The 10,723-nt window shown below is 62.7% G+C and carries 15 protein-coding genes; 5 read left to right on the plus strand and 10 right to left on the minus strand.

Annotated features, from left to right (window positions below):
* Positions 1-3: 3 nt before the first annotated feature.
* The 4 genes from flhA to KBT70_RS14300 are packed head-to-tail and all read left to right on the plus strand — an operon-like array spanning position 4 to position 4,365.
* Positions 4-2,088: a flagellar biosynthesis protein FlhA gene (gene flhA, locus KBT70_RS14285; RefSeq protein WP_296635022.1), complete on the plus strand. Its 2,085-nt coding sequence runs from the start codon at positions 4-6 to the stop codon at positions 2,086-2,088.
* Positions 2,085-2,849, plus strand: coding sequence for a flagellar biosynthetic protein FliR (locus tag KBT70_RS14290; RefSeq protein WP_296635024.1), 765 nt, complete (start codon positions 2,085-2,087; stop codon positions 2,847-2,849). Before flhA ends, KBT70_RS14290 begins: the two co-directional genes overlap by 4 nt.
* Before the next feature lie 2 nt (positions 2,850-2,851).
* Positions 2,852-3,940, plus strand: coding sequence for a flagellar type III secretion system protein FlhB (locus KBT70_RS14295; RefSeq protein WP_296635026.1), 1,089 nt, complete (start codon positions 2,852-2,854; stop codon positions 3,938-3,940).
* The gene (locus KBT70_RS14300) at positions 3,937-4,365 is read left to right on the plus strand and encodes a hypothetical protein (RefSeq protein WP_296635031.1); all 429 of its coding nucleotides are present in this window, start codon (positions 3,937-3,939) and stop codon (positions 4,363-4,365) included. The genes KBT70_RS14295 and KBT70_RS14300 overlap by 4 nt, the downstream gene beginning before the upstream one ends.
* Positions 4,366-4,375: 10 nt before the next feature.
* Here the strand turns inward: KBT70_RS14300 and KBT70_RS14305 are convergent, their stop codons facing one another.
* From KBT70_RS14305 to KBT70_RS14345, 9 genes are read right to left on the minus strand one after another with little or no spacing between them, the layout of a single operon-like run.
* Positions 4,376-4,858 (minus strand): flagellar basal body-associated protein FliL, encoded by a 483-nt coding sequence (locus tag KBT70_RS14305; protein WP_296635034.1) that lies wholly within the window; start codon positions 4,856-4,858, stop codon positions 4,376-4,378.
* Positions 4,859-4,882: 24 nt separating this feature from the next.
* Positions 4,883-5,617, minus strand: a complete 735-nt coding sequence (gene flgH, locus KBT70_RS14310) for a flagellar basal body L-ring protein FlgH (RefSeq protein ID WP_296635037.1) — start codon at positions 5,615-5,617, stop codon at positions 4,883-4,885.
* A gap of 8 nt (positions 5,618-5,625) precedes the next feature.
* On the minus strand, positions 5,626-6,042 hold the full coding sequence (gene flgA, locus KBT70_RS14315) for a flagellar basal body P-ring formation chaperone FlgA (RefSeq protein WP_296635042.1): 417 nt from the start codon (positions 6,040-6,042) through the stop codon (positions 5,626-5,628).
* Positions 6,042-6,827, minus strand: coding sequence for a flagellar basal-body rod protein FlgG (gene flgG, locus KBT70_RS14320; RefSeq protein WP_296635045.1), 786 nt, complete (start codon positions 6,825-6,827; stop codon positions 6,042-6,044). The genes flgA and flgG overlap by 1 nt, the downstream gene beginning before the upstream one ends.
* 14 nt (positions 6,828-6,841) lie before the next feature.
* On the minus strand, positions 6,842-7,555 hold the full coding sequence (locus KBT70_RS14325) for a flagellar hook-basal body complex protein (RefSeq protein WP_296635048.1): 714 nt from the start codon (positions 7,553-7,555) through the stop codon (positions 6,842-6,844).
* 1 nt (position 7,556) lies between these two features.
* A complete protein-coding gene (locus KBT70_RS14330) occupies positions 7,557-7,826 on the minus strand; it encodes a flagellar biosynthetic protein FliQ (RefSeq protein ID WP_296635050.1) in 270 nt (89 codons plus the stop codon).
* 4 nt (positions 7,827-7,830) lie between these two features.
* Positions 7,831-8,121: a flagellar hook-basal body complex protein FliE gene (fliE, locus tag KBT70_RS14335; RefSeq protein ID WP_296635053.1), complete on the minus strand. Its 291-nt coding sequence runs from the start codon at positions 8,119-8,121 to the stop codon at positions 7,831-7,833.
* Between the two features lie 12 nt (positions 8,122-8,133).
* A complete protein-coding gene (flgC, locus tag KBT70_RS14340; protein WP_296635055.1) occupies positions 8,134-8,526 on the minus strand; it encodes a flagellar basal body rod protein FlgC in 393 nt (130 codons plus the stop codon).
* A gap of 9 nt (positions 8,527-8,535) precedes the next feature.
* The gene (locus KBT70_RS14345; RefSeq protein ID WP_296635058.1) at positions 8,536-8,925 is read right to left on the minus strand and encodes a FlgB family protein; all 390 of its coding nucleotides are present in this window, start codon (positions 8,923-8,925) and stop codon (positions 8,536-8,538) included.
* Positions 8,926-9,011: 86 nt separating this feature from the next.
* Between KBT70_RS14345 and KBT70_RS14350 the strand changes: the two genes are divergently transcribed.
* Complete coding sequence (locus tag KBT70_RS14350; protein WP_296635061.1) at positions 9,012-10,361, plus strand: FliI/YscN family ATPase; 1,350 nt, start codon at positions 9,012-9,014, stop codon at positions 10,359-10,361.
* Between the two features lie 6 nt (positions 10,362-10,367).
* Here KBT70_RS14350 and KBT70_RS14355 read toward each other — a convergent pair.
* The coding region (locus tag KBT70_RS14355; protein WP_296635064.1) for a tellurite resistance TerB family protein at positions 10,368-10,723 on the minus strand (356 nt) is incomplete at its 5' end.

Raw genomic sequence — 10,723 nt, forward strand, 5'->3', positions numbered from 1 at the left:
AATATGGGCGCTATCTCTTTCAGGTCGGTCTTTCAGCCAACGGTGCTTCTGGCGCTGGCCCTGATGGCGGTGATCGTGATGATGATCCTGCCTGTGCCGGCCTGGATGCTGGATGTCGGGCTGGCCGCGTCCTTTGCCCTCGCCATCCTGATCTTCACGATCACGCTCTTTATCGACCGCCCGCTCGATTTCTCCGCGTTCCCGACCATCCTGCTTGCGTCGCTCATGCTCCGTCTCGCGCTCAATGTCTCGTCGACCAAGCTTATTATCGGCGAGGGGCATACCGGCACGGACGCGGCGGGCGAGGTGATCGAGGGTTTTGCCAATTTCATCATCGGCGGCAATGTGCTCCTGGGTCTTGTGGTGTTTCTGGTCCTGCTGATCGTCAATTTTCTGGTGATCACCAAGGGTGCTGCGCGCATGGCCGAGGTTGGCGCGCGCTTTGCCCTCGATGCCATGCCGGGCAAGCAGCTTGCCATCGACAGCGACATGTCGGCGGGGGCCATCAATCATCAGGAGGCCAAGGAACGGCGCGAGCGGGAACAACAGGAAACCACCTTTTTCGGATCGCTCGACGGGGCCTCTAAATTCGTCAAGGGCGATGCGGTGGCGGGTCTTCTGATCACGCTTCTCAACTTTCTCGTCGGTCTGGTGATCGGCATCGCGATACATGACATGCCGATCGGGCAGGCCTTTGAGACCTATACGATCCTGACAATCGGCGACGGGCTCGTGACCCAGATTCCCGCGGTGATCATTTCAATCGCGGCGGCCCTGTTGCTGGCGCGTGGCGGTAACAAGGGGGCGACCGATCTTGCGATCTCCGAGCAGATCGGGCGTCATCCGACGGCGCTTGCCACGGTCGCTGTCTTGATGGGGCTTTTCGCGCTCGTGCCGGGCCTGCCTTTTGTCCCTTTTCTTTTGGGCGGGTGCGGACTGGCCGCGCTCGCCTTTGCCAGTCATCGCACGAATACCCGGAAAGCGGCCTCTTCGGGTCAGGATGCCCCGCTGGCCAGCGCGCCCGTCAGGTCGATGGGCGACATTCTGGAATTGGATGACATTCATGTCGAATTCGCCCCGGACCTCGTCAATATGGTGCTTGATCCGGGCGTCGGTCTCGAGGCGCGCATCACCAACATGCGCCAGTATATCGCGACGACCTATGGGGTGATCCTATCGGACATCCGGCTGACCGATGATCCCGGCATGCCACCGGGCAGCTACGTCATTCGTATTCAGGGGGTCGAGCGGGCGCGGGCGTTCTTGCGGGACAATCATCTTCTTGCGCTCGATCCGGATCAATATCCGGCCCTTGCTCCGGGCGAGACCGTCAAAGAGCCCGTTTACGGTGCCCCGGCACGGTGGATACCGGCCTCCGAGCAGGATCGCGCGGCGCTCTCCGGGGTCACGTTGGTTGCCCCGCCCGAGGTGCTCGCGACCCATCTGCTTGAAGTTATCCGGCGCAATCTGAGCCGATTGCTGACCATGAAGGCGATGCGGCGCTTGCTCGATGAAATGGTGAACCTGTCGGACAGAGGTAGGTCAGAGGCCAATCGCAAGTTGCTCGAAGAGATGATTCCGGACCGGGTTGCGCCGGATCTCTTGCACGCCGTGCTGCGTCTTCTGCTTGGCGAGCAGGTCTCGATCCGCAACCTGCCGCTCATACTCGAGGCGATTGCCGAAGGGCGTCAGATTGCCTCTCAGCCCGAGGCGATTTGCGAGCATGTGCGCCAGAGACTTGGGTTTCAATTGGTGGCCGGGTTGCAGCGCCCTGATGGAAGCCTGCCCCTCATTCAGCTTGCCCCGGAGTGGGAGGATACATTCGCAACCTATGAGGTGAGCGGCGAGCGTGGCCGCTCTGATGTCGCCCTGCCGCCAGAGCAGTTCAGCGCGCTCACAACCGGCGTTGCAGAACAGGTGCAACTGGCCGGAGAGAAGGGGCTCTCGCCCGCCCTTGTCACATCGAGCTTGCGGCGCAGGTTCTTGCGGACGCTGCTGAGCGCCAGAAATGTCAACGTCCCGGTCCTCAGCTTTGAGGAAATCGGGATCGAGGCCAAACCGTCTCTGGTCGGGGTGGTGCGCGCGTGACGCCGCTTGCCCAGGTCTTTGAGCTCACGCAAGAGATGCTGTGGCTGCACGCGGCCGTGTTTCTGCGTGTGGCGCCCATCATCGGCCTCTTGCCGGGATTTGGCGAAGCATCTGTTCCGATGCGGATCAAGTTGGTTCTTGCCATCGCCTTTACACTGATCGTGACGCCGGTGATGTCGCCTGATTTTCTGGGTCATACGCAGGCGCCAACGGTGGCTCTGATCCTGTCCGAGACGCTCATTGGTCTTGCTCTCGGCCTTGCCTTGCGGCTCTTTCTGATGGCCTTGCAGATGGCGGGGTCGATAGCGGCGCAATCGACGTCGCTTGCACAGATCCTCGGCAACGCCGGTCAGACACCGCTCCCGGCCATCGGGCATCTCTTGGCAACGGGGGGCGTTGCCCTGATGATGATCATGGGGCTGCATGTCCGGGTGGCTGAGATGATCGTGCTCAGCTACGCGGTCTTTCCGGTCGCAGAGTTTCCGAATGTTGCCGCCCTGACGCAATGGGGGATCGGCCGGATCGCACAGGCGTTTTCCTTTGGCTTTTCCCTCGCCGCGCCTTTTGTCCTGATCTCTGTTCTCTACAATCTGACGCTGGGCATCATCAATCGCGCCATGCCTCAGTTGATGGTGGTTCTGGTCGGGGCCCCCGCGATCATGGCGCTCACGCTCTTTCTTCTGATGCTGGTGGCACCGACCATGCTGGTGGTCTGGCTCGGTGCCTTTCAGGCCTTTGTCGCCAATCCGTTCGGAGGATAGCGGTGGAAGGGCAAGACGACGACGCCGACAAAACGCTCGAGGCGACACAGCACAAGCTCGACGAGGCGCGCAAGAAGGGTGAATTTGCGCGGTCGGCGGATCTCAACACGGCCGGGGCCTATGCCGGGCTGCTGTTGGCCCTGCTTGTTGCGGGCGGCATGCCGCTGGAAAAGGTCGGAGGCAATCTTGCGAGCTTGCTGGAACAGTCGGATCGGCTGGCTGCGCTCATCTTTCAGGGCGGGCGCGCCGCCCCTGCGCTGGGCGGTATCGCCGGACAGATCGCGCTTGGCCTTGCGGTCTTTCTGCTCTTGCCAACGGTTCTGACACTCGGGGCGGTGATCGCGCAACGCGCCTTTGTCGTGGCCCCGACCAAGCTGGAACCGCGATTGTCGCGGATCAATCCGGTCGAGAATGCCAAGAACAAGTTCGGGGCGACGGGGCTCTTCGAGTTTGCGAAGAGTTTTGCAAAACTGGTGCTTTACGCCCTTCTTCTTGGGGTGTTTCTCACCTACCGGCTGCCCGACATGATGAACGCGCTCCATGCAGAGGCCCCGATCATCGGGGCGGTGATGGGCGGTTTGATGATCGAATTCATGATCATCGTTCTGCTGATCACGCTCTCGATTGGGGGCATGGATTATCTCTGGCAGCATTTCGATCATTTGCGGCGGCAGAGGATGTCTCACAAGGACATGCGCGATGAGGTGAAGCAAAATGACGGCGATCCCGCCGTCAAACAACAGCGCCGACGCCGCGCCATGGAACTGGCGTCCGGCAGGATGATGGCGGATGTGCCGACGGCTGATGTGGTGATCGTCAATCCCACCCATTACGCCGTCGCCCTGAAATGGAGCCGCAAGCCGGGGGCCGCGCCCACCTGCGTGGCCAAGGGCATGGATCACGTCGCCCTCGCGATCCGCGATCTCGCGCGTGAAAGCGGTGTGCCCGTCCTGTCGGACGCGCCAACCGCACGCGCGCTGCATGCCACGACTGAAATCGGTCAGGAAATCGACCCGGCGCATTATGCGGCTGTGGCTGTCGCCATCCGATTTGCCGAAGACATGCGCCGCAAGGCAAGGAGCTTTGGATGAGCACCCGGACTCATTCGGATATCGTCGCACTGACAGAGGCGCTCTATCGCGCGGACTCGGCCAAGATGCAGGTGCTGCTGGCGGAGGAGGCACGTCTGCGCGCCGACTTGACCCAGCTTGAGGATATGCGCCGCGCCGCGCGCGATCTGCCTCAGGATCAGGCAAGCGGATACCGTGAAGTTGGCGCGGATATCCTGTGGCAAGGCTGGATCGGGCAGAGCAAGGCGCGTCTGCATTCCGAACTGGCGCGGGTTCTGGGGCGCAAGGGCCAGATCAGCCGAGAGCTGCGCCGCAGCTTTGGCAAACATCAGGCGGCGGCCCAACTCTCGGTCGAGGAAACGCGCCGTGCTGCGCAGCGCCGCGATTTGTCCCGGCTCGCGCTACTCGACAGTCTTGCGCAACTCTACCGGATACCTCCGGATTGACCTAAGCCGCTCAAACGTCCTGTCGCGCGATTTCCGTGATCAGGACGCCGAGGATCGCATCCCCCAAAACGCCACTTGCCACATCTGTCAGCGCCGCGCGCAGCACATCCATAGTGCGCGCCTTGGTGAATTCCCCGTCAAAGCCGCCCATGTTGGCGTGATTGAAAAGGGCCTGCAACAGAACGTCGCGCAATTTCGGCTCCCGGTCATAAACCTCTGATGTACGACCTGCGGCGGTTTCCACGCTGAGCGAAAGCACCACCAGCGCGGTGATCCGGTCCTTGGCGACCAGAGGGATGACGAACTGATTGTTGAGTTTCACGATTTCGGTGGTGATCGAGGCTTCGGGCACCGGCGCTGCGTGCTCTGTGCCGGTCTCCGCCGCCTGCTCTGGATGCGCAGTTTCCGGCTCGGGCTTGAGCATGAATCCCGCTCCCGCCCCCGCGGCGACACCAATCAGGAGCAGCAAGAGAGGCAGCAATTTCGCAAGCATTGTGATGGGTCCTGACGCTGGGTTTCAGAAAGGCAGAAGGCCGTCGAGCACTTGCTGGCCGATCCTCGGTTGCTGGACATCGGTGATCTGACCGCGCCCGCCATAGGAAATCCGGGCAGCGGCGATCTTGTCATAGGTGATCTCGTTCTGGCGCGAGATGTCTTCGGGGCGCACAAAGCCGGACACCAGCAATTCGCGCAGCTCGAAATTGACCCGCACCTCCTGCGAGCCCTGAATTTCGAGCACACCGTTGGGCAAGACCTGCATCACCGTCGCGGCCACGCGCAGGGTCAATTCCTCACTCCGGCTGACAGAGCCCTCTCCGCCCGACTGGCTGGTGGAATTGAGACCCGCCGCGCGGTCCAGACTGGCACCTTCTGGCAGGCTGCGGTTGAGCCGTTGCGGGATGCCGAAGAGGTCTGGGATGGCAAGGCTCTCGGACCCGTCCCGAGAGCGCGATGTCGAGTTCGAGATCTGCGCCTCTTCGTCGATTTCGATCACGACGGTCATGATATCGCCGCGCTGCGCCGCGCGCCGGTCGCCCAAGAGCGATTGCTTGCCGCCGCTCCAGAGCGAGGCGCGCTGAAATGGGGTGTCATCTGCGGTGCTGCGCGGCAGGCCCGGATCGAGCATGGCAAGCTGTTCGGTGGAGTTCATCGTTGGCGTAAAGCTGGGCGGCTTGCCAAGATGATCGAGGCGCGCGCAGGCGGCGATCATCAAAACCAGTCCAAATGTGCCAATAAGACGAAAGGCGGGCATGGCTGCTCCTATTGCGAAACGAGGATCTGGCCGTTTGCCGTGACACGCCCCGAGACCGTGGCGCGCGAGGCAAGGTTCATCACCCGGACATGATCGCCGATTCCCGCCCGGTCGAGAGAGCGGCCTTCGGTCATGATTTCGAGACCACCGCGCAGATAGATCAGCGGCACGACCTGATTGCGCTCGACCACGGTCGGCGGCCCGACATCCCCAATGCGCACCGGTCGCCCGGGGTAGAGGGCGACGCGCGCCTCTTGCCCGATCAGATCGTCAAGCGTCACATCGCTCTGGCCCTCGCCCTCTTGCACCAAGAGGTCGGCGGGAGCGATGATCTCTTGCGGGCGGATCATGCGGGTGGCGACGATTGTATCGGCCAAAGCTGGCCCGGTGAGGGCCATCCCGAGACTGAGCGCGAGAACCCGCATCAGCGCACCTGTGTCGTTGCGCTGAGCATCTGATCAGCGGCGGTGATGACCTTGGCGTTCAGCTCGTAGCCCCGCTGTGCCTCGATCAGTTCGGTGATCTCGCGGACCGGATCGACAGAGCTGTCCTCGAGATAGCCTTGGCGCAGGGTGCCCAATCCATCCTGTCCGGCGGTGGTCACATTCGCGGGACCAGAGGCCTCGGTCTCGACAAAGAGATTGCCGCCGATCGCCTCCAGCCCCTTGGGGTTGGTAAAGCCGACAAGGTCGATCTGGCCCAGTTGCTGTGCTTCGGCAGTATCTTGAAAAAAGGCGAAAACCTCGCCTTCGGCGTTGATGGTGATGCTGCGGGCATCCTCGGGGATGGTGATCTCGGGCGCGACGGGAAAGCCCTCGGAATTGACGATCACCCCATCCGCCGAGCGTTTGAGTGCGCCGTCGCGGGTATAGCCGGACTGGCCCGAGGGCAATCTGACCTCGAGATAGCCGGCCCCGTCGATGGCGAGATCGAGATCGCCATTCGTCTGGGTCAGCGACCCTTGTGCCAGTTGCACGGAAATCGCCGAGGGCCGCACACCGAGGCCCAGTTGCACCCCTGTGGGCAGGACCGTGCCATCGGCGGCGTTGATGGTGCCTGCGCGGGCGAGCTGCTGATAATGCAGGTCTGCGAACTCCGCCCGGCGCGCATTGTAGCCGGTGGTCGACATATTGGCGAGATTGTTCGAAATCGTCTCGACCCGCATCTGCTGGGCGGCCATTCCGGTGGCGGCGATCTTGAGGATATGCATGGCGCGCTCCTGGGTTATCGGATGAAGGAATCGAGCGCGGAGGTCACGCGCTCATGTTCGGAGTCGAGAAAGCTTTGGCCCATTTCATAGGCGCGCTGCACCTCGATCATGCGGGCGACCTGACCGATGGGATCGACATTGGCACCCTCAAGAAAACCTTGGAGCACGCGCCCCTCTTCGACCGGCTCGAACCCGCCGTCGGCGCGAAACATCACGCCATCCTCGCGGATCATGTCAAAGCTGTTGACGGGGCGCACGAGGCCGATTTGGGCCAAGGGGCGGCCATTGTCGCTGAGCGTGCCATCGGGCGAGAGGCCGATGCTGGTGGCGTCGGGGGGAATGAACACGGGTGCGCCCCCTGCATCCAGCACTCGGAATCCATCGGGTGTCACCAGATCACCTTGGGCCGAGAGCGTGAAATTGCCCGCCCGCGTGAGCCGCTCGCCCGAAGGGGTCTCGATCAGGAAAAAGCCCTCGCCCTCGATCGCCAGATCGAGCATGCCGCCGGTGGGGGTGAGCGGCCCCTGGAGCATGGAGGTCATCCGCACATTGCCCCGCGCCATCGAGAGCGAGGGACCGCCTTCGGTGCGCTTGACGAACTCGGAAAAGATCAGCCCCTCCTGCCGATAGCCGGTGGTTGCGGCATTGGCGATGTTGTTGGCCACAACCTGCAATTCGCGCAAAAGCCCGGTTTGCCGGGTGAGGGTCGTGTAACCCGCGCTTTCCATCTCAGCCTCCTGTGATGATCGGGATGAGCCGATCCTGAAAGAACGTGACCAGCGTTTGCGTCATGAAGCCCATGGTGATCCAGAACACGACGATGATCGCGCCAAGTTTGGGAACAAAGGTCAGGGTCAATTCCTGAATCGAGGTGAGGGCCTGAAAGAGCCCGACCACGAGGCCCGCCACCAGCGCCACGGCGAGGATGGGCAAAGATACTATGACCGATATCCAGAGGGATTCGCGCAGCGTGTCAAAGAACAGGACCTCGTTCAGCATCGGATCAGACCGGCATGCGGAGGATTTCCTGATAGGCCTCCACCACTCGGTCGCGCACGGTCACGGCGGCCTCGACCGCGAGTTCGGTTTGCGCAAGCGCCTGCACAAGGGCATGCGGATCGGCCTTGCCGACCATGCTTGCCTTGGCGAGCGTCTCGCCCTCGGAGAGTGTTGCGGCAAAATCCTTGGCGAAGGTCTGAAAGGCGCTGCCAGCGGCGGCCTGACCGGCCAGCGGTTCGGTGGCCTGTCGCGAGGCAGAGTATTTCTGGGCGGCGTTCAGTGCTGTGATATCCATTCTGGATCTCCTTTATCGGCGTAACAGGTCCATCAGCCCGGCAGACATCTGCCGCACCTGATCGAACATCTTGAGATTGGCCTCGTAGCTGCGCTGTGCTTCGCGCGCGTCGGCGATTTCGATCATGAGATCGACGGTGGACCCCTGATAATGCCCGCTCTCATCGGCAAGCGGATGACCGGGATCGTAAATTCGCTGCGGGTCGCTGCGGTCGAGATTGACCCGGCTCACCCTGACCGCGCCATCGGTGCCGTTGCGGTCAAAGGCGGCCTCAAAGGAAACGGTCTTGCGCCGATAGCCGGGTGTGTCGGCATTGGCGATATTCTCGGACACATGGCGCAGGCGTTGGGCCTGAGCCTTGAGCCCGCTGGCAGAAACGGAAAGGGCGTCGGCAAAATCGCTCATGTTCCGCCCCTATCGCCGCCCGATCGCCGTGCGCAGCACGGTGAGCGAGGATTTGTAGATCGCAAGCGCGCGGTCATGTTGGCGTTTCACATCGACCGCGCGCAGCATCTCGGTCTCGAGCGTGACCGAATTGCCATTGGGGTCTGCGACGGCATCCGGATCTTTGGCTACGGCAAAGTCGAGCCGCGCGTCAGCGCCCAGCATATGCCCAGCCCGCGTGGCGCGCAGGGCCTGTCCACCACCGTCTGGGGCGTAGACCTGCGCAAAGGCCGCTATATCGCGCGCGGCATATCCCGGCGTATCGGCATTGGCCATGTTCTGCGACACCACCGCCTGACGGGCACCGGCGTGCCGGGCCAGCGCATGGGCCATGCGAAAGATTTCCATATTCTCAAACATCGGGGCTTCTCCCTCGATTGGCTTCAACCAAGGCTTAACCCTGATTCCTTTAGAAATTGTTTGCGGGAACAGGATTGGAGCAGACGATGCAGAGACAGGACATGGCGGCGTTGCGGGCAGAGATATCCTCGTTGCGCGTAAGCCAGGTGATGGGACGGGTCAGCGCGGTGCAGGGAAATACCTTGCGGATCAGCGGTCTGTCCTCTGAGGCGCGGCTTGGCGACAGGGTGGATATCCGCCGCCGCTCGGGCACGCCCCTGACCGGCGAGGTGATCCGGCTCGAGGCGTCATCCGTGATGGTGCTCCCCGATTCGAGCCTCGAAGGGGTTGCCCTCGGGGATCGGGTGATTCTGGGACAGGCCCAGTCTATCGCGCCCTCTTTGGGATGGCTCGGTCGGATCATTGATCCTTTCGGTGCGCCGCTCGATGGTCGCCCCCTCTTGCGCGGGGCCGAGACGCGCGCGTTGCGGGCTGATCCCCCGGCACCTGCGCGCCGGCGCACGCTGGGGGCGCGGCTGGAAACCGGGATGGCGGCGTTCAACACGGTGCTGCCGATCGTACGCGGACAGCGTGTGGGTCTCTTTGCCGGATCGGGCGTTGGCAAATCCATGCTGCTCGGGCATCTCGCGCGGCACATGCAGGCCGATGTGGTGGTGATCGCCCTGATCGGCGAGCGCGGGCGCGAATTGCGCGAGTTCGTCGAGCATGTGCTGGGGCCAGAGGGTATGCGCCGCGCCGTGATCGTCGCCGCCACCTCGGACCGCTCACCGCTCATTCGGCGGCGCTGTGCCTGGACAGCGATGGCGGTGGCCGAGTTCTTTCGCGATCAAGGACAGCAGGTGCTTTTCCTCGCCGATTCGATCACGCGCTTTGCCGAGGCGCATCGCGAGGTGGCGACCGCAGCGGGGGAAATGCCTGCGCTGCGCGGGTTTCCCGCCTCGACCTCGCATCTGATCATGTCGCTCTGCGAACGTGCCGGGCCGGGCGAGGACGGGTCGGGTGACATCACCGCGCTTCTGACGGTGCTGGTTGCGGGGTCGGACATGGAGGAACCGATTGCCGACATTCTGCGCGGGGTTCTTGACGGGCATGTGGTGCTGGATCGCCAGATTGCGGAGCGCGGCCGCTATCCGGCAATTGATCTCTTGCGATCCGTGTCGCGCAGCCTGCCACGCGCCGCGACGGAAGAGGAGAACGCACTGATTTCACGCGCGCGCGGTCTCTTGGGCAGCTACGCGCGCTCCGAGACCATGATCAAGGCAGGGCTCTATGCCGAAGGCAGCGATCCCGACCTCGATCAGGCGATCAAGATCTGGCCCGAGCTTGATGGATTCCTAGCCGATAAAGAGGCGGTTTCGGCCAAGAACAGCTTTGCCCGCCTCGGTGTCATCCTGCGGCGGGCGGGCACGCCGGCCCTGCGTGGGACGGCGCGCTGAGCGGGCTCAGGCGATCATGTGCCGCGCCCGCGCGCCACGTTCGATAGCGGCGGCATGCAGCCGGTCGATATTGAGTTCGTAGCGGATTTCCTCGAGCAGGCGCAATTCGCGTTCGTTCAGTTTGCCATCCGCCGCCGCCACATCACAGGCGAGCGCATAGGCCGTCTCAAAAAGACGTTCAGGCAGATTGGCGCGCACAAGGCCAAAGAGCGCATCAAGCCCCTCTTCCACCGTAAAGAGATCGAGCACGGTTTGCGACATGACACGCAACCGGTCCAGATCGTAATCGGCAAAGATCGGCAGGTTGTTTACCGTGCTCTCGATCTTGATGAGTTCAGCGGTGCGCATGTCCTCATCCGAGG

This window comes from Roseovarius sp. (assembly GCF_018066915.1).
In the GTDB taxonomy this organism is placed as follows: domain Bacteria; phylum Pseudomonadota; class Alphaproteobacteria; order Rhodobacterales; family Rhodobacteraceae; genus Roseovarius.

What these genes read in the sequence shown, in the direction of transcription:
- KBT70_RS14350 (WP_296635061.1), top strand. Translation starts at nt 9,012, where the DNA reads ATGCAGAGACAGGACATGGCGGCGTTGCGGGCAGAGATATCCTCGTTG.
- flgG (WP_296635045.1), bottom strand. Translation starts at nt 6,827, where the DNA reads ATGCATATCCTCAAGATCGCCGCCACCGGAATGGCCGCCCAGCAGATG.
- fliE (WP_296635053.1), bottom strand. Translation starts at nt 8,121, where the DNA reads ATGGATATCACAGCACTGAACGCCGCCCAGAAATACTCTGCCTCGCGA.
- flhA (WP_296635022.1), top strand. Translation starts at nt 4, where the DNA reads ATGGGCGCTATCTCTTTCAGGTCGGTCTTTCAGCCAACGGTGCTTCTG.
- KBT70_RS14305 (WP_296635034.1), bottom strand. Translation starts at nt 4,858, where the DNA reads ATGCTTGCGAAATTGCTGCCTCTCTTGCTGCTCCTGATTGGTGTCGCC.
- KBT70_RS14300 (WP_296635031.1), top strand. Translation starts at nt 3,937, where the DNA reads ATGAGCACCCGGACTCATTCGGATATCGTCGCACTGACAGAGGCGCTC.
- KBT70_RS14325 (WP_296635048.1), bottom strand. Translation starts at nt 7,555, where the DNA reads ATGGAAAGCGCGGGTTACACGACCCTCACCCGGCAAACCGGGCTTTTG.
- KBT70_RS14345 (WP_296635058.1), bottom strand. Translation starts at nt 8,925, where the DNA reads ATGTTTGAGAATATGGAAATCTTTCGCATGGCCCATGCGCTGGCCCGG.
- KBT70_RS14330 (WP_296635050.1), bottom strand. Translation starts at nt 7,826, where the DNA reads ATGCTGAACGAGGTCCTGTTCTTTGACACGCTGCGCGAATCCCTCTGG.
- flgA (WP_296635042.1), bottom strand. Translation starts at nt 6,042, where the DNA reads ATGCGGGTTCTCGCGCTCAGTCTCGGGATGGCCCTCACCGGGCCAGCT.
- flgC (WP_296635055.1), bottom strand. Translation starts at nt 8,526, where the DNA reads ATGAGCGATTTTGCCGACGCCCTTTCCGTTTCTGCCAGCGGGCTCAAG.
- flgH (WP_296635037.1), bottom strand. Translation starts at nt 5,617, where the DNA reads ATGCCCGCCTTTCGTCTTATTGGCACATTTGGACTGGTTTTGATGATC.